Origin of the sequence: Ruania albidiflava DSM 18029 (assembly GCF_000421225.1) — a bacterium.
GTDB classification, from domain to species: Bacteria; Actinomycetota; Actinomycetes; order Actinomycetales; family Beutenbergiaceae; genus Ruania; species Ruania albidiflava.
In genome coordinates, this window is the sequence record NZ_ATWL01000005.1 from 97,214 (window position 1) to 119,003 (window position 21,790).

At 71.8% G+C, this 21,790-nt stretch carries 20 protein-coding genes and 1 riboswitch; of the genes, 11 read left to right on the plus strand and 9 right to left on the minus strand.

Going from position 1 to position 21,790, the window contains the following annotated elements:
- The first annotated feature begins 102 nt into the window (after positions 1–102).
- The 4 genes from galT to K338_RS0108000 all read left to right on the plus strand — a co-directional run bounded on the left by galT (position 103) and on the right by K338_RS0108000 (position 5,916).
- Entirely contained in the window at positions 103–1,311 is a 1,209-nt protein-coding gene (gene galT / locus K338_RS0107985) for a galactose-1-phosphate uridylyltransferase (RefSeq protein ID WP_245542919.1), read from the plus strand.
- On the plus strand, positions 1,308–2,507 hold the full coding sequence (gene galK / locus K338_RS0107990) for a galactokinase (RefSeq protein ID WP_022917654.1): 1,200 nt from the start codon (positions 1,308–1,310) through the stop codon (positions 2,505–2,507). The genes galT and galK overlap by 4 nt, the downstream gene beginning before the upstream one ends.
- A 214-nt stretch (positions 2,508–2,721) precedes the next feature.
- Positions 2,722–5,139, plus strand: a complete 2,418-nt coding sequence (locus tag K338_RS0107995) for an FtsX-like permease family protein (protein ID WP_022917655.1) — start codon at positions 2,722–2,724, stop codon at positions 5,137–5,139.
- A 9-nt stretch (positions 5,140–5,148) separates the two neighbouring features.
- Positions 5,149–5,916 carry an ABC transporter ATP-binding protein gene (locus K338_RS0108000; RefSeq protein ID WP_245542920.1) on the plus strand — a complete coding sequence of 256 codons (768 nt, stop codon included), beginning with the start codon at positions 5,149–5,151 and terminating at the stop codon, positions 5,914–5,916.
- On the opposite strand, the gene K338_RS0108005 is transcribed toward K338_RS0108000, so the two are convergent.
- Together K338_RS0108005 and K338_RS0108010 are read right to left on the minus strand one after the other, a co-directional pair.
- A complete protein-coding gene (locus K338_RS0108005) occupies positions 5,888–6,337 on the minus strand; it encodes an NUDIX hydrolase (RefSeq protein ID WP_022917657.1) in 450 nt (149 codons plus the stop codon). The genes K338_RS0108000 and K338_RS0108005 overlap by 29 nt on opposite strands.
- 6 nt (positions 6,338–6,343) lie before the next feature.
- Positions 6,344–7,066, minus strand: a complete 723-nt coding sequence (locus K338_RS0108010; protein ID WP_027286588.1) for a class I SAM-dependent methyltransferase — start codon at positions 7,064–7,066, stop codon at positions 6,344–6,346.
- Positions 7,067–7,181: 115 nt separating this feature from the next.
- Here K338_RS0108010 and K338_RS0108015 point away from each other — a divergent pair, with 115 nt between their 5' ends.
- Complete coding sequence (locus K338_RS0108015) at positions 7,182–7,451, plus strand: GlsB/YeaQ/YmgE family stress response membrane protein (RefSeq protein WP_022917659.1); 270 nt, start codon at positions 7,182–7,184, stop codon at positions 7,449–7,451.
- Between the two features lie 23 nt (positions 7,452–7,474).
- On the opposite strand, the gene xth is transcribed toward K338_RS0108015, so the two are convergent.
- Genes xth through K338_RS21280 form a run of 3 tightly spaced genes read right to left on the minus strand, consistent with a single transcriptional unit; the run spans position 7,475 to position 11,690 of the window.
- Entirely contained in the window at positions 7,475–8,275 is an 801-nt protein-coding gene (xth, locus tag K338_RS0108020) for an exodeoxyribonuclease III (RefSeq protein WP_022917660.1), read from the minus strand.
- Positions 8,276–8,325: 50 nt separating this feature from the next.
- A complete protein-coding gene (locus tag K338_RS0108025; protein WP_022917661.1) occupies positions 8,326–9,465 on the minus strand; it encodes a PQQ-binding-like beta-propeller repeat protein in 1,140 nt (379 codons plus the stop codon).
- 56 nt (positions 9,466–9,521) lie between these two features.
- Positions 9,522–11,690: an MMPL family transporter gene (locus tag K338_RS21280; protein WP_022917662.1), complete on the minus strand. Its 2,169-nt coding sequence runs from the start codon at positions 11,688–11,690 to the stop codon at positions 9,522–9,524.
- 246 nt (positions 11,691–11,936) lie between these two features.
- On the opposite strand from K338_RS21280, the gene K338_RS0108035 reads away from it, so the two are divergent.
- On the plus strand, positions 11,937–12,350 hold the full coding sequence (locus K338_RS0108035) for a MarR family winged helix-turn-helix transcriptional regulator (protein WP_022917663.1): 414 nt from the start codon (positions 11,937–11,939) through the stop codon (positions 12,348–12,350).
- Positions 12,351–12,498: 148 nt separating this feature from the next.
- Here the strand turns inward: K338_RS0108035 and K338_RS0108040 are convergent, their stop codons facing one another.
- The 3 genes from K338_RS0108040 to K338_RS0108055 form a co-directional block, all read right to left on the minus strand.
- Positions 12,499–13,368: a bifunctional 5,10-methylenetetrahydrofolate dehydrogenase/5,10-methenyltetrahydrofolate cyclohydrolase gene (locus tag K338_RS0108040; protein WP_022917664.1), complete on the minus strand. Its 870-nt coding sequence runs from the start codon at positions 13,366–13,368 to the stop codon at positions 12,499–12,501.
- Positions 13,365–14,663, minus strand: coding sequence for a serine hydroxymethyltransferase (gene glyA / locus K338_RS0108045; RefSeq protein WP_022917665.1), 1,299 nt, complete (start codon positions 14,661–14,663; stop codon positions 13,365–13,367). The genes K338_RS0108040 and glyA overlap by 4 nt, the downstream gene beginning before the upstream one ends.
- Positions 14,664–14,697: 34 nt before the next feature.
- Positions 14,698–14,784: riboswitch (ZMP/ZTP riboswitch) on the minus strand.
- 142 nt (positions 14,785–14,926) lie between these two features.
- Entirely contained in the window at positions 14,927–15,454 is a 528-nt protein-coding gene (locus K338_RS0108055; protein ID WP_022917667.1) for a GNAT family N-acetyltransferase, read from the minus strand.
- Positions 15,455–15,530: 76 nt separating this feature from the next.
- Here K338_RS0108055 and purU point away from each other — a divergent pair, with 76 nt between their 5' ends.
- On the plus strand, positions 15,531–16,394 hold the full coding sequence (gene purU / locus K338_RS0108060; RefSeq protein ID WP_022917668.1) for a formyltetrahydrofolate deformylase: 864 nt from the start codon (positions 15,531–15,533) through the stop codon (positions 16,392–16,394).
- 47 nt (positions 16,395–16,441) lie between these two features.
- On the opposite strand, the gene K338_RS0108065 is transcribed toward purU, so the two are convergent.
- On the minus strand, positions 16,442–17,050 hold the full coding sequence (locus K338_RS0108065; RefSeq protein WP_022917669.1) for a phage holin family protein: 609 nt from the start codon (positions 17,048–17,050) through the stop codon (positions 16,442–16,444).
- Between the two features lie 276 nt (positions 17,051–17,326).
- Between K338_RS0108065 and K338_RS0108070 the strand changes: the two genes are divergently transcribed.
- The 4 genes from K338_RS0108070 to K338_RS21295 are packed head-to-tail and all read left to right on the plus strand — an operon-like array spanning position 17,327 to position 21,694.
- A complete protein-coding gene (locus K338_RS0108070; protein ID WP_022917670.1) occupies positions 17,327–17,863 on the plus strand; it encodes a DUF4242 domain-containing protein in 537 nt (178 codons plus the stop codon).
- Positions 17,860–18,915, plus strand: a complete 1,056-nt coding sequence (locus K338_RS25820) for an acyl-CoA dehydrogenase family protein (RefSeq protein WP_022917671.1) — start codon at positions 17,860–17,862, stop codon at positions 18,913–18,915. Before K338_RS0108070 ends, K338_RS25820 begins: the two co-directional genes overlap by 4 nt.
- Positions 18,882–20,849, plus strand: a complete 1,968-nt coding sequence (locus K338_RS24390; protein WP_022917672.1) for an ABC transporter substrate-binding protein — start codon at positions 18,882–18,884, stop codon at positions 20,847–20,849. The genes K338_RS25820 and K338_RS24390 overlap by 34 nt, the downstream gene beginning before the upstream one ends.
- Positions 20,846–21,694, plus strand: coding sequence for an ABC transporter permease (locus K338_RS21295; RefSeq protein ID WP_022917673.1), 849 nt, complete (start codon positions 20,846–20,848; stop codon positions 21,692–21,694). The genes K338_RS24390 and K338_RS21295 overlap by 4 nt, the downstream gene beginning before the upstream one ends.
- Positions 21,695–21,790 lie beyond the last annotated feature (96 nt).

A 21,790-nucleotide genomic window follows, 5' to 3' on the forward strand; every position in this document is an offset into this window, starting at 1 on the left:
GGTACTCCATCGTCGTATTGTGCCTCACCACCGGCTCTTCTGGGTACGCTCCCACTGTTAAGAACTGATCGTTTACGTGCGAAGTTGTGACATACTGGCGTGGTGTCTGACGAGACTGAGCTGACCACCCACGCTGTGCGACGCACCCGCACCCACCTGGCCGACGGTCGAGAGCTGTTCTACTACGACGACTCCGAGCCGTACGTCTCCGGCGGGGCCACCCGCCGGCTGGACGACCCGCGCCCGCTGCCGGACCGGTTCGCCCCGGTGACCGCCGCCGACGGCACCGAGCAGCCGGTCACCGGGCCGCAGATGCGCTACGACGTGCTCACCGGGGAATGGATCCCGATGGCCACGCACCGGATGAACCGCACGTTCCTGCCCGGTCCGGACACCAACCCCCTCGCACCGGCCCGGCCGGGCAGCGCCTACACCGACGGGGAGATCCCGGACACCGACTACGACGTGGTGGTGTTCGAGAACCGGTTCCCCTCGCTGCTGCGGGTGCCCGGGACCGAGGAGGTGACCGGCTACGTCGACGACACCGAGCTGTGGCCGGTGCGACCCGCCGTCGGGCGGTGCGAGGTGATCTGCTTCTCCCCGGACCCCGCCGCCTCGTTGAGCACGGTCACCCCGCAGCGGATGCGCACGATCGTGGAGGCGTGGGCGGACCGGACCCGCGCACTGGGCAGCATCCCTGGTGTGGAGCAGGTGTACTGCTTCGAGAACCGGGGCGAGGAGATCGGGGTGACGCTGCACCACCCCCACGGGCAGATCTACGCCTACCCGATGGTCACCCCGCGCACCGAGCAGATGCTCCGCCAGGCAGTCGCGCACCGGCAGCACACCGGGCGCAACCTGCTGCGGGACGTGCTCGAGGCCGAGCTGGCCTCCGGGCGGCGGATCGTCGGGCAGTCCGAGCACTGGGTGGCCTACGTACCGGCTGCGGCCCGCTGGCCGGTCGAGGTGCACGTGGCCCCGCGCCGGGACGTAGCGGACCTGCCGGCCACCACCGACGCCGAACGCACCGACTTCGCCGAGCTGTACCTGAGCCTGCTGCGCCGGCTGGACCGCTTCTTCGTGGCCGCCGACGGCAGCCCGATGCCGTTGCCGTACATCTCCGGCTGGCACCAGGCACCGGTGCGTACCGGCCGGGACGACCTGCGGCTGCACCTGCAGCTGTTCTCCATCCGGCGCGCACCGGGCAAGCTGAAGTACCTGGCCGGGTCGGAGTCCGGGATGGGAGCCTGGATCTCCGACACCAGCCCGGAGCAGATCGCCGACCGGCTGAACGAGGTGGAGGCACCGTGACCGCTGTGCCCATGCTGGAGGCCTGGGACGAGACTGAGGGCACCCGCCGTGCCCGCGCCCTGTTCGCCGAGACGTTCGACGGCGCACCGGACGGGGTGTGGTCCGCACCCGGCCGGGTGAACCTCATCGGCGAGCACACGGACTACAACGGCGGGCTGTGCCTGCCGATCGCCCTCGAGCACCGCACCTTCGTGGCGCTGCGGCGGCGGCCGGACGACCGGGTGCACCTGGTCTCCGAGCGGGAGGGCAGCAGCTGGCAGACCGCGCTGGCCGATGTCGCACCGGGGGCGGTCTCCGGCTGGGGCGCCTACCCGGCCGGGGTCGCCTGGGCGCTCGACCAGCTCGGCCACCCGACCGGCGGGTTCGACGCCGCCGTCGTCTCCTGCGTGCCCTACGGTGCCGGGCTGAGCTCCTCGGCCGCGCTGGAGTGTGCGTTCGCCATGGCTTTCACCGCAGCGCCGGGCTGGGCCGGCCCCGACCCGGGCACCGATGCGGGCCGGGCCGCGCTGGCCGCCGCGTGCGTGCGCGCGGAGAACGAGATCGCCGGGGCGAACACCGGCGGGATGGACCAGGCAGCCTCGTTGCGCAGCCGCGCCGGGCGCGCTCTGCTGCTGGACACCCGGGACGGGCACGTGGAGCACATCCCGTTCGACCTGACCGAGGCGGGGCTCGAGCTGCTGGTGATCGACACCCGCGCCGAGCACGCCCTGGTGGACGGGCAGTACGCCCAGCGGCGGGCCACCTGTGAGGCGGCCGCTGCCGCGCTCGAGGTGCCCACGCTGCGGGAGATCACCCCGTCCGGTCTGGACGCCGCGCTGGCGCAGCTGGACGGTGACGAGCCGCGCCGGCGGGTGCGGCACGTGGTTACCGAGATCGCCCGGGTGGAGCAGTTCGTGGACCTGCTGCGCGCTGGCCGGCTCAGGGAGGTGGGTCCGCTGATGGATGCCTCGCACACCTCGCTGGCAGGAGACTACGAGGTCTCGGCCGCTGAGCTGGACGTAGCAGTGCGTGCTGCCCGGCAGGCCGGGGCGCTCGGGGCCCGGATGACCGGCGGCGGTTTCGGCGGGTCGGCGATCGCGCTGGTGCCCGCCGGCGCTAGCCCGGCAGTGGCCGAGGCGGTCACGGGCGCGTTCGCCGCCGAGGGGTTCACCGCGCCGGTGTTCCTGGTCGCGACAGCCGGTCCGCCCGCGCACTGACCCACCACCCACCCCGCTGTTGAATCAATTCAGGCGATACCTGGCACGCGAGGTCGTGCTCTGCGGTATCGCCCCCACGGAGGAGCTGCCGAACGGGTAGCCCCGCCGGTGCCCGCTCAGGGGCCGGCAAGGGCCCGCTCAGGGGCTGGCTCCGGGGAAGAACCAGGGGGTCCCCCGATGTGACCGCGGCTGAGTCGGCCCTACGTTGCTGGTCATGTCCAACGCAGGCCTGGCTGTCCGGTACGTGCGCAGCGACCTGCACACCAACCCGGGTGCGCACCTCGCGCTGACCGCGCTGCTGCTGCTCAGTGCGTTCCTGATGGCCACCGGGGCGATGGTCGCCGAGCGGCTGGTGGGCTCCATCGACCGGCTGTTCGAGATCGCCGAGCCGCCGGACTTCCTGCAGATGCACCGCGGAGACCTCGACCACGCGGCACTGGACGCCTTCGCCGCCGAGCACCCGGAGATCGAGGCGTGGCTGATCGAGGAGATGCTCGGGTTCGACGGCGCCGCCGTGGGCTGGCAGCACGCCGCCACCGGGGCGAGCGGAGACCTCGCCGACAGCGTGATGGACAACCTGTTCGTCACCCAGAACCAGGAGTTCGACTTCCTCCTGGACGCCGAGGGCGCGGTCCCGCAGCCCGCTCCGGGGCAGGTGTACGTGCCGGTGGCCTACCAGCAGAGCTACGACCTGGCGGTCGGGGACCGGCTCACCGTTCGCACGGACACCGGCCCACACCAGCTGCAGGTGGCCGGGTTCGTCCGGGATGCCCAGATGGCCTCGTCGATGTCCTCGGCCACCCGGTTCCTCGTCTCCGAGCAGGACTTCGAGGACCTGGAGGCCGCTGGCGGCGGCGCGCCGGAGCACATCCTGGAGTACCGGCTCACCGACGGCGCCTCGGCCGGGGACCTGCAGCGGGCCTACGAGGCGGACCCGGACCTGCCGAAGAACGGACAAGCGGTCACCATCGGGATGATCCGCCTGCTGAACGCGCTCGGTGACGGCCTGGTGGCCGTGGCCCTGGTGCTGGGCAGCCTGGTCCTGGTGGCGGTCGCAGTGATCAACCTACGGTTCGTGGTCCGGGGCACCCTCGAGGACGAGGTCCGTGAGATCGGCGCGCTGCGCGCGATCGGCATCAGCCACCGGCAGATCAGCGCGCTCTACCTGGGCAAGTACGCGACCCTGACCCTCCTGGCCTGCGCGGCCGGTGGGGCCCTGGCGGTACCTGCCACCGCGGGGCTGACCCAGGCGATGCAGGTGAACTATGCCGCCGCCCCGGCCGGGGCGGCCACCGTGCTGGTGCCCGTGGCCGCGCTCGGCCTGTTGGGCACGCTGGTCCTGCTGCTCTGCCGGCAGGCGTTGCGCCGGGTGGGGAAAGCGCCGGTGGTCGGTGCCCTGGTGGGTGGCAGCATGCTCAGCGAGCGGCAGACCGCCCGCCGCGCACGCCGCGGAGCAGCCCGGGCGCGGCGGCACCGCCTGGCGGCCTACTCCGGCACCCGCGTCAATACGTTCCTGGCCCGGCTGGACCTGCGCGCCGATCTGCGGCAGTGGGCCCTGGTCCCGGTGGTGTTCGCGCTGCTCAGCGTGCTGATGATCCTGCCGATGAACCTGCTCAGCACGTTCCAGAGCCCCCGGTTCGGCACTGCGATGGGCGCTCCGGAGGCAGATCTGCTGGTTGACCTTCAGTTCTCGCCGGACCTCGAAGACACCCGGACCGGACTCCTCGCCGACCTGGAGAGGGACGACCGGGTGACCGAGGTGAGCGTGCTGGCCACCGAGCTGCGGGAGGTCCCGGGAGAAGACGGCTGGGAGACGCTACGGGTCCAGGTCGGCGACCACCACGACGCTGCGGTGCAGTACCTGCACGGCCGCCCGCCCGGCCCGGGGCAGGTCGCCCTGTCCGTGCTGAACGCCCAGCGCTACCAGCTCGCCGTCGGCGACACGCTCCCGGTGCGCCCCGCCGGCCCGGTGAGCTCCACAGACCAGGCGAGTCCCGCCGTCGTGAGCGGTGTCTACCAGGACCTGACGATGGGCGGCTACACCGCGAAGCTGCCCGGCGAGCCGAACCCCCGGGCCGCCGGCTATGCGATCTACGCCCGTGTGACCGAAGCCACCGACCCTGCCGACCTGGCCGCCGAGTATGCCGACCGCTACCCGACCGCCTCGGTGATCCAGATGGCGGAGTACCTGGACCAGACGATGTCCTTCGTGACCAGCAGCTTCCGGGTCGCCGCCGGGCTGGCACTGGCGTTCGCCCTGGTGGTGGCCGCGCTGATCAGCGCCCTGTTCCTCTCCCTGCAGCTCAAGCGGGAGCGGCAACGCATGGGTGTGCTCTTCGCCGTCGGCTTCTCCCGGCGAGAGATCGTCACGCAGATGCGGACGAAGGCACTAGCGGCGGTCGCCGTCGGCGTGCTCGGCGGCACGGTGGCGGCCGCGGCCGGCGGCCAGCACCTGGTCGACGGGGTGCTGGTGGCCGCCGGGCTGGGCATCACCGAGCTGCGGCTCTTCCCCCAGGCGTGGTTGGTCTACGGCGTGTACCCGGCGCTCCTGGTCGGGGTCGGGCTCGGCGTGTCCGTGCTGACCACCGCCCGGATACGCAGTGCCCAGATGAGCAGATGGTTACGAGGATGAGGAGCGATGATGACCGCGACCGACACTGTGCTGCAGGCCAGCAACGTGACGAAGGAGTACCCGAGCACCGATCCGCCCACACCGGGCATCACCGGGGTGGACCTGCAGGTCGCAGCCCGGGAGTTCCTCGCGGTGATGGGCGCTTCCGGGTCGGGGAAGTCCACGTTGCTGCAGGTGATCAGCGGGATGGACCACCCCACCGGCGGGCAGGTGCAGATCAGCGGGCACGACCTCACTGCACTGGGTGATGACCAGGCCAGCCGGCTGCGGCTGACCACGATCGGCTTCGTCTTCCAGCAGGCGTACTTCCTGCGCAACCTGAGCATCCGGGACAACATCCTGCTGCCCGCGCTGAAGGCCACCCCGCGGCGGAAGGTGCAGGTGCTGGCCCGGGTGGAGGCGCTGATGGCCCGGTTCGGGATCGCTGACCTCGCCGACCGGGCGATCACCGAGGTCTCCGGCGGCCAGCTGCAGCGGGCCTCCATCTGCCGGGCGCTGGTCTGCGAGCCGGAGATCGTGTTCGCCGACGAGCCGACCGGGTCGTTGAACAGCCAGACGACCCGGGAGGTGATGGATGCGCTCACCGAGGTGCACGCCGATGGCACCACCCTGGTGCTGGTCACCCACGACCCGACCTGTGCCGCGCGGGCGGAGCGGGTGGTCTACCTGCGCGACGGGCGCCTGGACGCCGAACGCACGCTCGGCCCGTGGCGCCCGGCCACCGCCCGGGACCGGGAGGGCGAGCTGCTCAGCTGGTTGACCGGGTTGGGTTTCTAGCCACCCGCCACATGCCGATCGCGGCGTCCACCAGCTCCACCCGGTCCAGGGTGGGCACGTCGGCCAGCGGGATCCAGCGGGCCTCGTCGGTGGAGCCGTCGGTCTCGGCGCGCAGCGCCCCGCCGGTGATCCTCGCCTGGTAGACCGCGCGCACCGCCTTCATCGGGCCCGTTCCGCTGAGCCGGTCCTCGGCCGGGATCCAGAGCGTGTCCAGCCCGAGCAGGCGGACCGGTTCCGTGGTGTAGCCGGTCTCCTCGGCCACCTCCCGGACCATCGTCTGCTCGGGGGTCTCGGTGAGCTCGGCTCCCCCACCGGGCATGGTCCAGCGGGGCCGGGAGGCCTCGTTCCACAGGGCGAGCAGGATGCGGTCGCGGTCGTCGATCATCAGGCCGTAGGCGGCGAACCGGGTCTGGAAGTCCACAGCGGGTCAGTCTCGCACAGCCTGGAAGGTGTGCGTGCGGTACGGCATGCTGATCTGCCCGTCCGGGTCGGCCACACGTGCGGCGAGCTCGCGGACCTGGGTGAGGATCTCCTCCCGCCGCTGCGGTGCGGCAGTGATCACGTAGGACCGGGAGGCGGCCAACGCCACCAACCTTTCGCCGTCGAGCGGGTACTGCCAGGTGACCACGTGCTCGGCGAGCGGACCGAACGGCCCCTCCAGCCGGACGGCGTCAGCCTCGATGAGCCGCTCAGCGTTGCTGGCGCCCATGATCTCGCCCAGCTCGGCCACCCACGGCTGGCTGGTGTCGCGCACGTTCCAGACCAGACCGAGCACTCCCCCGGGCCGCAGCACGCGGGCCACCTCGGCCGACGCCGCGGGTACGTCCACCCAGTGCCAGGACTGGCCGAAGGTGACCAGGTCCGCGTTGGCGTCCGGCAGCGGGACCGACTCACCAGTGCCGACCAGCGTGCGCACGCCGGGGAGCCGCTGCTGCAACCGGGCCAGCATCGCTTCGTCCGGGTCCACGGCAACCACCTCGCGGCCGGCGCCGAGCAGCGCCGCGGTCAGCTTGCCGGTGCCGGCACCCACGTCCACCACCTGGCGGGGCTGGTGGGTGAGCACCAGCTCGACGGCGTCGCTCGGGTAGCCGGGACGCGCCCGGTCGTAGTGGTCGACCGCCTGGCCGAAGGAGGTGGCATCGCTGGTCACCGGGCCAGTGTGGCAGAGCCCGGCAGCGTGGCTCTCGAGTGGCAGGATCGGCCAGAACCGGTTCAATGGTCCGTGCGCAGCATCCTGCGCAATTCACCGGACAAGGAGTTGACCCATGGGCTTCCTCGGATTCCTCATCGTCGGCCTGATCTGCGGCACCATCGCCAAGGCCATCCTCAAGGACCGTGCGGTCGGTGGCTGGCTGGCCAGCCTGATCATCGGGGTGATCGGCGCGTTCGTCGGTGGCTGGCTCGGTGGCGTGCTGCTGGATGCCGAGCTGGGCAGCTTCTGGGACATCAAGACGTGGCTGCTGGCGCTGGCCGGGTCGATCATCGTGCTGTTCGTGTACACGGCGATCACCGGGAAGCGGGCCACCGCCCGGTAGCCGGTCTGCGGGTCAGCGACAGCTCACAGGTCGTAGGTGACCCGCAGCGGGGCGTGGTCGGAGAACCGCTGGTCGTAGGCTGGCGCACGGTCCACCACCGCGTCCTTGGCCCGCTCGGCGAGCTCAGCGGTGGCGAGCTGGTAGTCGATGCGCCAGCCAGAGTCGTTGTCGAACGCCTTCCCGCGCCAGGACCACCAGGTGTAGGGGCCGTCCACCTCACCGGCGAAGTGGCGGGCCAGGTCCACCCAGCCGAGCTCGCCGAGCCAGCGGTCCAGGTAGGCCCGCTCCTCCGGCAGGAAACCGGAGTTCTTCCGGTTCCCCTTCCAGTTCTTGATGTCCAGCTCGCGGTGTGCGATGTTCACGTCCCCGCCGACGACGGCACAGCCCCCCTGGTCTCTGAGCTCACCCAGCCGGGTGGTCACCTGGTCCAGGAACGCGTACTTCAGGTCCATCGAGGGCGTGCCGGCAGTGCCGGAGTGGATGTAGGTGCTCACCACGGTCAGCGGTGTGCCCGCCACGTCCAGGTCGGCCTCCACCCAACGGCCGATCTGGTCCTCGGCGCGGCCTGCCTCCGGGCCGATGCCGATGCGCACGCCCTGCAGTGGCAGCCGGGAGGCGATCGCCACCCCAGCACGACCCTTGGCGGCGCCCTCCTCGTGCACCAGGTGCCAGTCGGAGTCGAAGAAGCCGTTCAGGATGTCGTCGTTGGCGCGGACCTCCTGCAGCAGGATCACGTCCGGCTGCTGCTCGGTGATCCAGGCATCCATGCCGCGGCGGAAGGCGGCCCGGATGCCGTTGACGTTGACGGTGGCGATGCTGAACATGCTTCCATCCTGCCTCAGCCCACCGACAGCGTGGGCCGTAGCGTCGGTGGTCACCAGGTCCAGGTGCTGATCCCGTTCTCGGTGAGCAGGTAGAGCCGGTCACCGTCGCTGGTGAGCTTCAGGATCGGGGCGCCGGGGTCGATCGCCCACGCGAGACGGCCGGTGTCCAGGTCCACCGCGCGCAGCTGCGTGGTGTCGGAGTACAGCAGCGTGTGCGGTCCAAGAATCGGGGCGCCGAACAGCTGCACGTCGGCCAGGCGCCACTGCTCGGCTCGCGACGCAGGATCTTCGGCGATCAGCACGCCCGGTCCGTGCTCCCGGCTGGCTTCGAACCCGAGGGTCGCACTCGGCAGGAACGCGAACGGGAGCCAGCGTCGGTCTTCTTTGGGTTCGAGCTCGCGGATGTCATCGGGGTCGGCGGCAGTCACCATCCAGGAGACAGGACCGCGGACGGAGCGGACGTCCTGGCCGCGGCTGTAGAGCCGGGTGGTGTCGGCGTGCTGTGCGCGCCAAAGGCCCTCTCGTACAGGTGTCACTGCGGCCCGTGCCCCCTCTGGTACGAGCTCCGCGCCGGTGTCCGCGTCCAGGAGAACCCCGGGCGCGGACTGGCCGATGGCCGAGGCGAGCACAGCGCCGTCGAGCACGGCCGGGCCGGCCTGGAGCGTGCGGGCGAAGACCGCCTCCGAGGCCCACTGCACCTGGCCATCGGCGGCGATCCGGCGGATGTCGCGGGCGGTGACTGCGACCAGGCCACCGCCGACCGCTGCTGCGGCCACCGCTGTCGGCACGCTCCAGTCCTCGGTGCTGCCGGTACGCGGGTCGATGGTCTGCACCAGATCGGCGCCCGTGACGCAGGTGAGCTGGAGGCCGCCGGAGGTGCAGCGCGGCTCGTCCGCCTCGATGGTCCACAGCTCCCGGCCGGAGTGGGTTGCTGGCGCGGTGATCCCACCAGGTCCAGCAACCACGACAGCCCGGGCGAACACCCACAGGTTTTCGAACGACCCGGGCAGGGCCCACGCTTCCTCCGGCTCGTCCCCCAGGGTCGGGACATATCCCCACGGGTCGGTGACCGGCTGCGGCCGCGGCGGAGCGGCCAGCACCCCGGCCACCACCAGCACCACCGCGAGCACTGCCCAGGGCAACGGGTGCTCCCGAGGCGAGGAACGCCGTCGGGAAGCAGTGCTGCGCATCGGACCATCCTTGCCCAGGACGGCTTGGGGTGTCAGGTCACTGGACGCTGGGCCGGTCAGCTGTCCTGTGGGATGCGCCGCGCCCAGGGCCACCAGGTGCGCCGGCCCAGGTCGTGCACGATCCCGGGTACCAGCAGGCTGCGCACGATGAAGGTGTCGATGAGCACACCGGCGGCCACGATGAACGCGAGCTGGGCCAGGAACAGCAGCGGGATCACCCACAGCGCCGAGAACGTGGCAGCCAGCACCAGCCCGGCGGAGGTGATCACGCCACCGGTGGTGGCCAGGCCGTGGCCCACCCCGGGGCGGGTGCCCAGGCGCAGCGACTCCTCCCGCACCCGGGTCATCAGGAAGATCGAGTAGTCGATCCCGAGGGCCACGAGGAACACGAACCCGTACAGCGGCACGGTCGCGTCCGCACCGGGGAAGCCGAACACGTGGTTGAACATGATGGCGCTCAGCCCCATCGCAGTGGCGAAGGAGAGCACGTTCGCGGCCAGCAGCACCAGCGGCGCGACCAGGGCGCGCAGCAGCAGCATGAGCATCAGCGCGATCACGATCAGCACCACCGGCACGATCACCCGCAGGTCGCGGGCGGCAGTGTCCTGGGTGTCCAGGCGTTCTGCGGCGGTGCCGCCGACCAGCGCGCCGGGGTCCACCTCGCGGACCGTCTCACGCAGGTCGGTGACCACGCTGAGCACCTCCTGGCTCTCTGCGGCGTCCGCGGTGATCGCCTCCACCAGCACGTGACCGTCGACCTCACGCACCTGGTCGTCATCGTCGGTGACCAGCGAGGCAGAGGTCACCCCGGGCACGTCCTCGGCGGCCGCGACCACGTCCTCGCCGGCCTCGGCAGTGGTGACGATCTCCACCGGTTCCACCGTGCCCACGTCGAAGTGCTCGGCGAGCACCTCCTGCCCGTCCACCGACTCGACCTCACCGAGGAACACGTCGTTGTCGCTGGTGCCGTGCGCCTGCAGCGTGGTGGCGAACCCGGCGACGATGGCGAGCACGATCGCCGTGCTGACCCACACCGGACGCGCGCGGCGGGTGACCAGGTCGGCGACCCGGTGCCACAGACCCCGCCGGGCCGGCTCGGCATCGGTCTGCGCGACCTGGTACTTCGGCCGGCTGGGCCAGAACATCGCCCGGGAGCGCCGGCCGGCGACCAGCAGCACCGCCGGGAGGAAGGTCAGCGCACCGAGCAGCGCCGAGGCGATGCCGATCGCGGCGACCGGGCCGAGGCTGGAGTTCGACCGTAGGTCCGAGAGCAGCAGGCAGAGCAGGCCGACGATCACGGTCCCGGCGCTGGCCGCGATCGGCTCCAGCGTGGCCCGCCAGGCCACCCGCATCGCCGCGGCGGGATGCTCGTGCCTGCCGAGCTCCTCGCGGTAACGGGCCACCAGCAGCAGCGAGTAGTCGGTGGCGGCGCCGATCACCAGGATGGACAAGATGCCCTGGCTCTGCCCGTTCAGCAGCAGCGTCCCCGAGCCGGCCAGGGGCACGATCACCAGCGCGGCCAGGCAGAGGGCGAACAGGGCGGTGGCGATCACCACGATCGGCAGGATCGGAGACCGGTAGACCACGGCCAGGATGATCAGCACCACCACGAGCGCCACGGCGAGCAGGATGCCGTCGATCCCGGCGAACGCGGAGACAAGGTCCGCCACCCCCGCGGCCGGGCCGGTGACCCACCCGGTCAGGCCGGCGTCGGCCAGCGGTGCCTCGGCCTGCTCGCGGAGCGTGTCCACCAGGGCGAGCGCGGCCCGTTCCCCGCCAACCTGCTCGTCCGCCTGGTCCGCGGCCAGGGACACCGGTACCAGCACTGCTAGCCCGTCCTCGCTGGGGATGACCGGTACCTCCTCGCTGCTGAGCACCTCGGTCATCGGGGTGCCGCCGGGCAGCTCCAGGTCCGGGACTCCCTCGGCCCACTGCCCGACCGCGCCGATCTGCTCCTGGGTGAGCTGCCCGCCGTCATCGGCGGTGACCACCAGCAGCGCGGGCAGCGCATCGTCCACGGAGAACTGCTCGATCACCTGGCTGGCCTGGGTGGACTCGGCGCTACTGGGCAGGAACGCGGCCTGGTCGTTCTCCTGCACCTGGGACAGCTTCCCCTGGGCGATGCCACCGAACCCGCCGACCGCCAGCCAGGCGAGCAGCGCGAGTGCGACCAGGATCGCGCGCGGGATCGTGCGGGCGCGGCCCGCAGAGTGTTTACTCAGCACGTTGAGTATTTTCGGGCTGTTGCCATGGTGAGCGCAACTCGGCAGCGTGGACCTCCCCCGGGCGCGGTTGGTCGTGCCACGATGTGCGCTGTGGTGGCAGATCATGGCGATGGCGGAGCTTCAGCGGGCAGCGCGTCCTCGCCTGCCCGACCCGCACCGGCACGCGAGCGGGTCCGACCAGCGGATGTTTCGCCGTCACCGGCCCCTACCAGCCCAGGCGGAGCGATGCGGGCGACAGGTCCGGGTGTGGGCGACGCGCCGGAGGACTGGCCCACCGGGCGGTTGCTGTCCGCGGCGGCCCGGCGGGTGGAGCGCGCCTGGGACGCCTACCTGGCGCGCTGGTCGCTGAGCCACGCGTCGCTGCCGGTGCTGGCGGTGCTGGTCGGTGGTGAGCTGTCGCAGCGGGAGATCGCCGCCCACCTGGGGGTGACCGAGCAGAGCATGAGCCGGATGGTGGCGGGGTTGGAGCGCAGCGGGTATGTACAACGGTCTCGCGACACCGCTGACCGACGGCGGCACACCGTGCAGATCACGGCGACCGGCCGGCGGGCGCTGCGCGAGCTGAACCTGCGCGACGCGATCGACTCCCTGGTGGGCCACGACCTCAGCGACGCCGAGCTGGCCGACCTGCGCGGGCTGCTGCTCCGGTTCCTCGGCTGAGCAGCTCCGCCGCCGGGCCCAAGGCCACCCGCGCCGAGGTCGGCACTTCCTGCGCCGGGGCGATACCGCAGAGCACGATTCGGCGCAGGAAGTATCGCATGCATCGGTTCAACCCGGGCTGGGCCGGGTCGGGGTTGGTGGCGGTGAGTCAGCGCGCGGCCAGACCGGCGCGGCGCTCGGCTGCTTCGACCGCGTTGCGGAACAGCATGGCGATCGTGGTCGGGCCGACGCCCCCGATCCGTGGGGTGATCGCCCCGGCCACGGCCTCGCAGGAGGTGTCCACGTCCGGCAGCAGCTTGCGGCCCTCGTAGCGCACTCCCCCGCCGATCACCGTGACGCCCGGGGTGAGGTGCTCGGGCTGCAGGATGCCGGGCACCCCGGCGGCGGCGATGACCACCTCGGCGCGGCGGGTGTAGGTCGCCCAGTCCGGGACCCCGGTGTGCACCACGGTCACCGCGGCGTTCGCCGTCGGCCGCTTCTGGCTCAGCAGCAGCGCCAGCGGGCGACCGAGGGTGGTGCCCCGGCCGAGGATGCACACCTCGCGGCCGGCGATCGGGATCTCGTAGTGCGCCAGCAGCGCCTCGATCCCGGCCGGGGTGCAGGGGACCGGGCCGGGCATGCCCAGCGCCAGGCGGCCCATGTTCACCGGGTGCAGCCCGTCCACGTCCTTGTCCGGGTCCAGGGCGAGCAGGGCGGCGTCGAAGTCGATCTGCGGCGGGGTCGGGTGCTGGATCAGCACGGCGTCCACGTCGTCCGCCGCGTTCATCTCCGCCACTGCGGCCAGCACGTCCGCCTGGGTGGCGTCCTGCCCCAGGTGGATGTGCGGGGAGGTGAAACCGAGCTCGGCGGCCTTCTCCTGCTTCATCCGGATGTAACCGGCCGAGGCGGAATCGTCGCCGACCAGGATGGTGCCCAGACCGGGTGTGTGCCCGGCAGCCACCAGCGCCTCGATCCGGGGTGCCAGGTCGGCCAGCACCGCCTCGGCGACCGGCTTGCCCGGCAGCATCCGCGCGGTCACTGCTGCAGGCCCGGGTAGAGCGGGAAGGACTCGGTCAGCGCCTGCACCCGGGCACGCGCCGCCTGCACATCGGCGCCGGAGCCGTCGACCAGCAGTCCGGCGATGATGTCGGCGACCTCGGTGAACTCGGCGGCGCCGAAGCCGCGGGTGGCCAGCGCCGGGGTGCCGATCCGCAGGCCGGAGGTGACCCGCGGCGGGCGCGGGTCGAACGGCACCGCGTTGCGGTTGACGGTGATGTCCGCCTCGTGCAGCAGGTCCTCGGCCTGCTGGCCGTCCAGGGTGGAGTGGCGCAGGTCCACCAGCACCAGGTGCACGTCGGTGCCGCCGGTGAGCACCGAGACCCCCGCCTCGCGCACATCGGCAGCGGTGAGCCGTTCGGCGATGATCTGGGCGCCCTCGATGGTGCGGCGTTGCCGGTCGGCGAACCCCTCGCTGGCGGCGACCTTCAGCGCCACCGCCTTGGCGGCCACGACGTGCATCAGCGGCCCACCCTGCTGGCCGGGGAACACTGCGGAGTTGAGCTTCTTGCCGAGCGTCTCCGCATCGCGGGAGAGGAGCAGCCCGGACCGGGGCCCGCCGAGGGTCTTGTGCACCGTAGTGGAGACCACGTCGGAGTGCGGCACCGGGCTGGGGTGCAGCCCGGCGGCGACCAGGCCGGCGAAGTGCGCCATGTCGGTCCACAGGTAGGCACCGACCTCGTCGGCGATCTCGCGGAACGCGGCGAAGTCCAGCTGGCGCGGGTAGGCCGACCAGCCGGCGATGATCACCTTGGGCCGATGCTCCAACGCAGCAGCCCGGACGGTGTCCATGTCGATCCGGTGGGTGGTCTCGTCCACGCCATAGGCGGCGACGTCGTACAGCTTGCCGGAGAAGTTGATCTTCATCCCGTGGGTGAGGTGCCCGCCGTGGGCAAGCTGCAGGCCCAGGATGGTGTCCCCTGGGGTGGCCAACGCGTGCAGCACGGCCGCGTTCGCGGTGGCACCGGAGTGCGGCTGCACGTTGGCGTAGGCGGCGCCGAACAGGGACTTGGCCCGGTCGATGGCCAGGTTCTCGGCGATGTCCACCTGCTCGCAGCCGCCGTAGTAGCGCTTGCCCGGGTAGCCCTCGGCGTACTTGTTCGTCAGCACCGAGCCGGCGGCCTGGAGCACGGCGCGGGGCACGAAGTTCTCGCTGGCGATCATCTCCAGGGTGTCTCGCTGGCGGCCAAGCTCCCCCTCGAGCACGGCGGCGATCTCTGGGTCGACGTCGGCCAGGGGCTGGTCCTGGATGTTCACGTCGGTCGTTGGCTGGGTCATGGATCCTCCACTGGGCGATGCATCATCGGGTGATCCTCGTGGCCCAGGCGGGCGACCGCGAGGTACGTGTGCTGCATCGCTCCCCGGTGGTGATCCACCTGCGCCAGTCGCGATAGGCACCAGCCTAGCAACACCGCACCGGAACCTGACCAGACCCCGGAGGCCCCGCCGTCGACGAGGGTGCCGTTGTGGTTGTAGATCGGGCAGATCGCAACCATAGGTGCACCCTCGAGGGGCGTGTGGGGCTGCGTGGGGCGGTCGGGTCAGGCGGAGGCGCCGTCGTCGGCCGGGGACGGCGGAGCCTCGCCTACCTCACCCATGTCGCCCAGGATCTTGCGCAGGTAGGCGTAGGTGAGGTCGCCGGCGTTCTGGTCGTACTGGTGCTCGAACCCGTGCTTGGCGTACAGGGAGAGGTTCTGCTTGGAGTCCTGCCCGGTGAACACCCAGACCTCTTCGGTCTGCTCCGGCAGGTACTGCAGCACGGCCATGATCAGCTTGGTGCCGATGCCCTGACCCTGCTGGTCCGGCACCACGGCGAGACGGCCGAGGAGCGCACGGTTGGCCTCCAGGCCCACCCGGATGGAGCCGACCAGCCGGGGCCCGATCCAGGCGCCGATGGTGACCACGTCGGGGCGGCCGATGTCCTCGACCAGCTCGTCCAGGGTCTGGGTGAGCGCCGGGATGTTCGGATCACCGTAGAGCTGCGCCTCGGTCACGAACGCGGCCCGGCGCACGGTCAGCAGCTCGCCGGCCCCCGTGGCATCGACGACGTCGATCCTCAGCTCTTCCATGACTCCATCTTCCCATCCTGGGGCGCGGCGGTGCACACGAAACGCGGCGGTCACCGTTGCGGCTACCCTCACCAGGGTGACGAACGAGCTCGACGACGCCCCGCACTGGGTGCTCACCCTCTCCTGTCCCGACCGGCCCGGCATCGTGCACGCGGTGGCCGGTGCGATCGCTGCCACCGGCGGCAACATCACCGAGTCGCAGCAGTTCGGCGATCCGCAGACCGGCCTGTTCTTCATGCGGGTGCAGGTGCAGGCCCGGGCCACCGAGGACACGCTGCGCCAGGCGCTGGAGCCGGTGGCCCGCGAGTTCGCGATGACCTGGCACGTGGACTCGGCCGGACGGCCGATGCGCACCCTGGTGATGGCCTCCACCACGGAGCACTGCCTGGGTGACCTGCTGTTCCGGCAGCGGTCGCAGCGCCTGCCGGTCGACATCCGGGCGGTCGTCAGCAACCACACCGTGCTCGCGCCGATCGCCGAGTTCTACGGGGTGGACTTCCACCACGTGCCGGTGAGCAAGGACACCAAGGCTCAGGCGGAGGCCCGGCTGCTGCAGCTGGTCGAGGAGCTGGACGTGGAGCTGGTGGTGCTCGCCCGGTACATGCAGATCCTCTCCGACGACGTCTGCGAGGCGCTCGCCGGCCGGGTGATCAACATCCACCACTCGTTCCTGCCCAGCTTCAAGGGCGCGCGCCCGTACGCGCAGGCGCACGACCGAGGGGTGAAGCTGATCGGGGCGACCGCCCACTACGCGACGGCGTCGCTGGACGAGGGCCCGATCATCGAGCAGGACGTGGAGCGGGTGGACCACGCCGACGACGTCGGCGAGCTGGTGGCGATGGGTCAGGACGTGGAGCGGCGGGTGCTGGCCCGGGCTGTGCGCTGGCACGCCGAGCACCGCATCCTGCTCGACGGGCATCGCACGGTCATCTTCCGCTGAGCCCGGCTGGTTGCTGGCGCACCACCGGTGGTGCGCCGGCCAGCGGGTCAGCGGTAGAGGTCGCCCAGAGAGCTGCTGCCCTCGTCGCGGGGCTTGGCCTGCGGGCCACCGGCCGGCGGCATCGGGGCACTGCTGGCCGGGCCGCCGCCGTAGGCACCGGCGAGCCCGGCGGACGGGTTCAGCCGGGCCAGCGCCTTCTTCGCCTTCGAGGTGGCCACCGCCCCGCGGACACCGATCACCAGGCCGAACAGCCCTAGGTACCACGGGAAGTAGTACCTCCCGCCGGTCGGGGACGATGCGGCGATGCCGAACGTCACCACGAAGACCAGCAGCGCGACGGCCGCCATCCCGAACCCGATGAATAACAGCCGCTTGCTGTCCTGGACCTGCTTCTGCGCCAGTGCGATGTTCGCCGATCCAGGGGCCTGGGCGGGGTTGTAGCCGCCTGGGTCGCCGTAGCCTGCACCGGGCTGACCAGGTCCGAACCCCGCCGGACCGCCCGGACCGGCAGGTGCACCAGCGGGTGCTGCGTCGTCCACCCAGAAGTTCCACCCGGCCGGTGCCGGCGGCCAGGAGGGATCGGGCTGCCAGCCGGTCGGGGGGACGAAGCCTTCAGGTACCTGCCAGCCTGGAGGGGCGTTGAATCGTTGTGCCATACGCGGCACTGTAGCGCGGGCTCCGGCCACAGAACGCGCGTGTCCATGGGCCGGTCCGTCAGTCGCGCCCGGTGACCGAACACCTCGGCGCACGGAGCCTCCTGGCCGCTGCTGGCGGCGATCATCGTGACCGCTGACCAGCCGACATTCGTGCACGCCGGCCGGCACGGTCCGGAATCTGAGACCAGCTGTCTGCCTCTCGCACCGCTGGGCGCGGGCCCTTAGCGTCGGCTGGCACGTGCGGGCACCCGGCCCGCCGTCACGAGGAGGTATCCGATGTCCTTGCTGCTGGTCGAGAGCACGGTCCCACCGGCCACCGAGGCGAGCACCCACCTGGACGCCATCGCAGGATCCGCCAGCGCCGCCGGCGCCGATCTCGTCGAGGCCCAGGTGACCGCCGACGGGCAGGTCTTCGCCATCGTCGACCTGCTGCAGGCACCGCGGCAGGGGGTGCTGGACGCGCTGGCGGACGCCGGGGTGGCGGTCACCGACTCGGCGGACGTGCGCCTGGTCGGCGCAGACCTGGAGACGATCAAGGCGACCCGCCCGGGCGGGTCCTACCTGGTGGAGTGGGACATTCCCGCCGGGATCACGATGGAGACCTACCTGGCCCGGAAGGCGGAGAAGAGCCCGCTGTATGCGCAGGTGCCGGAGGTTTCCTTCCTGCGTACCTACGTGCGCGAGGACATGGTCAAGTGCCTGTGCTTCTATGACGGCCAGGACGAGGAAGCCGTCCGCCGCGCGCGCGAGGTGGTCTCCACCCCGGTGGACCGGTTGCACAGCCTCGACCAAGGTGTGCGGACCGGATCATGACGACGGTGCTCACCGACCCGGTCCGGAGCACCATCGCCGCAGTCGCTGCAGATGCCGGCCACGTGGACGAGGCCGAGGTGGACCTGCGGCCACGGCTGCGCGAGGTGCTCACCAGCGGTGGGCTGCACCGGGGTGGGGCCGGGGTGGCCGCCCAGGCGGAGGTGCTGGCGCAGCTGGCTAGGGAGTGCATGGCCACGGCGTTCTCCTTGTGGGGGCACCGGATGGCGCTGGAGTACCTGGACCGGTTCGGCGGCCCGGAGCAGGCCACGTACCTGGCCGCACTGGCCGATGGCAGCCGTCCGGGGGTCTCGGCGATGGCCGCCTCGTTCCGCCGGCTGGCACACCAGACCGTCGGCGGGGAGCCCACCCCGCTCGGAGTGACCGCCCGCCGCGACGGGACCGAGCTGGTGCTCGACGGTTTCCTCCCGTACGCCACCAACCTGCACGAGGATGCGGTGCTGGTGCTCGGCGTGGAGCTGGGCGAGGACCGCGACGGGGCGGCGGTGCTCGCCCTGGACCTGGCCACCCCCGGCATCGAGGTGCGCCCGGCCACCGACCTGCTCGCCCTCGGTTCCACCCGGTCCGGGTCGCTGCGGCTGACCGGAGCCCGGGTACCGGACAGTGCCGTGCTGCCCACCCCGTTCACCGAGCTCGTCGGCGGCAGCCGAGCTACCTTCCTCACCCTGCAGAGCGCCTTCTGCCTGGGGCACGCACGTGGCTCGCTCGCCTCGTTCGACGCGACCGGTACCGCGTTCGCTGACGAGGCGCAGACGCTGGCCGACGAGCAGGCCCGGCTCGGCGCGCAGCTGCATGAGCTCGCCGAGGATGCCTACGACGGCGCAGCCCAGGTGGCGTACCTGACGCTGCGGCTGGCCACGATGGACAGTGCGCAGCACAGCGCCCAGCTGGCGCTGTGCGTGACCGGGGGCCGCGGGTACACCCGCACCCACCCGGTGGCCCGCAGGTTGCGGGAGTCCGCGTTCCTGCCCGTGCAGGCCCCGACGAAGGGACAGCTGCTGTGGGAGCTGCAGTCGCTGAGCTCGACGGCGTAACAGTCACCTTCGGTCAACGGGTCGTGCTGGCCGACGTCGACCTGGCGATCCAGCCCGGCGAGCTGCTCACCGTGGTCGGCCCCTCGGGGGCCGGGAAATCCACCCTGTTGCGGGTGCTCGCCGGTCTGCAGGAGGTCGACCGTGGTCGCGTGCACCGCCCAGAGCACCGCGACGGCTCGACCAGGGTGGTGTTCCAGGCCCCGCACCTGCTGCCCTGGCGGACGGTGGCAGCGAACGTCCGCCTCGGCCTGGAGTACCGGGCCAACGACCGACCACCCCGCGCCGAGGCGGACGCCCGGGTGCAGGAGGCGCTCACCGACCTGGGTATCGCCGACCTGGCCGGCCGCTACCCGCACCAGCTCTCCGGCGGGCAGGCGCAGCGGGTGGCCGTAGCCCGCGCCGTGGTCACCCAGCCGACGTTGCTGCTCCTGGACGAACCGTTCGGTGCCCTGGATCCCCTCACCCGTGCCGACGCCCAGGACTGGTTGGCCCGGGTGCGCGAGCGGCTCGGGGTGGCCATGGTGCTGATCACCCACGACCTGGAGGAGGCGCTCTACCTCGGTGACCGGGTGGCGCTGCTGCATGCCCGGCCCGGGCCGCCTGAGCTGCTGGCCTCACCGGTAGCCACCCGCGCCGATCTCACCGACGGCGCGGCCCGCGCCGAGCTGCTCGCCCGGTTCGGTGGCACCGAGGAGCATGCCGACCTGGTCACCGCCGGCGAGCCTGCCCCCGGCCCCTCCCCGGCAGGACGGTCCCGCCGGGAGGTGCTCACCGCAGGTGGAGCCGCGACGCTGCTGGCGGTGCCGGCAGTGGCTGGAGCCGTGGTCAACCACCGCGGCGCGGCGCCGGCCGAGTCGCACGGCGCTGCAGCGACGGCCCCCTCTGTGGGTCCGCTGCAGATCGGCTACCTGCCGATCACCGATGCCTCCCCGCTGCTGCTCGCCCATGCCAACGGCGAGCTGGCCGCCCGCGGCATCGACGCCGGTGAGCCGACGCTGTTCCGCGGCTGGGCGCCGCTGGTGGAGGCACTGCAGGGCGGGCAGGTGGACATGGTGCACCTGCTGATGCCCGCCGCCGTGCAGCTGCGCTACGGCGCCGGTGTGCCGGTGAAGGTGCTCGGCTGGAACCACACCAACGGGTCCGCGCTGGCGGTCGCACCGGACATCGACGACGTCACCGAGCTGGCCGGCACCACGTTCGCCGTGCCCGGCTGGTACTCGATACACAACATCGTGCTCCAACAGCTCCTCCGGCACGCCGGTCTGGAACCGGTGATCAACACTCCCCCGGGTCCGGGCTCAGTGCAGCTGGTGGTGCTGCCACCGGCGGACATGCCCACGGCGCTGAAGGCCGGGTCGGTGTCCGGCTACATCGTCGCCGAACCGTTCTGCGCTGTGGCCGAGGTGCAGGGCATCGGCAAGATCCTGCGGTTCACCGGCGATGTCTGGAAGGACCACGCCTGCTGCGTCACGGTGGTCACGCAGCAGCTGCTGGAGCAGCGTCCCGAGGTCGCTGCGGCCGCGTTGGAGGCTGTGGTGGCCACCCAGGTAAGCATCCGCCAGGACCGGGACGCCGCCGCCACCGCACTCTCCGCGGGCGGATACCTGCCGCAACCGCTGGAGGCGATCCGGCTCACCCTTGCCGAGCAGCAGGACCCGCAGTACGTGACCAGCGGTGCGATCGAGCACCCGGAGTGGCACTCCCCCAGGATCGGTTTCCAGCCCTACGCCTACCCCGGGTACACCGCTGCCCTGGTGGAGGCGATGCGCACCACCGCAGTGGACGACTCGTTGGCCTGGCTGGAGCAGCTGGACACCGCCTCGGTGCACGAAGACCTGGTCGCCACCGAGCTGAACCTGCAGGCGATCGAGGCCGTCGGTGGGCTGTCGACCTTCGATCAGCAGCGGCAGCGCAGCGAGGTGATCGACCCATGAGCACCACCGAGATCGACGTGACCAGCCCCGTCGAGGCGGCACACCAACCGACCACGGACCACGGTGAGACGACCGCACCCCGGAGCTTCGCCGTCGTCGGCGGCCGGGCCCGGACCCGGTGGCTCGCCCGGGCCGGTGTGCTGGCTGTGGTGGTCGGGCTGTGGTGGCTGAGCACCCAGGTGGTGTTCGCCAGCAACGAGGTGGTCTCCCGGATGGGCCCGTGGGCCGCGGCCACCGAGCTGGTCGAGCAGCTCGGCCAGCCGGAGACGTGGCAGGCGATCAGCGTCTCGCTCGGCCGGCTGCTCGCCGGGCTGGCGCTCGCGCTCGTGGTGGGGGCACCGCTCGGGCTGCTGCTCGGTTCCAGCCGGCTCGCCGAGCACGCCACCGCACCGGTGGTCCAGCTGGCGCGGATGACGTCCCCGCTGGCGTGGGCCCCGCTGGTGATCGTGCTGCTCGGGTCCGGTGGCTCTGCGGTGGTCACTCTGGTGGCGCTGGCTGCGACCTGGCCGATCGTGCTCGGCACCTCGGCCGGCCGGCGCAGCATCGACCAGGGGGCCCTGGAGGTGGCCCGGACCCTGGGCGCCACCTGGGCCGAGCGGGTGCGCACGGTGATCGCACCCGGGGTGGCGGTGCACCTGCGCACGTCCGTGCGGGTGGCCCTCGGGATCAGCTGGGTGGTGCTCGTGCCGGCGGAGATGTTCGGGGTGACCAACGGGCTGGGCTATGCGGTGCTGAACGCGCGGGACAACATCGACTACGAGGCGCTTGCCGCGACCATGCTGCTGATCGGGATCGTCGGCTACCTGCTGGACGTGCTCGCCCGGTACGGTGCCCGCGAACGCTGACCGGGCAGGGCACGGCGCTGAGGCACGGTCACGCAGGCACCGGTTGCCCTGGAGCCGGTTGTCCAGTTGACTGGCTCCAGTCGGGGCGCCGGCGCC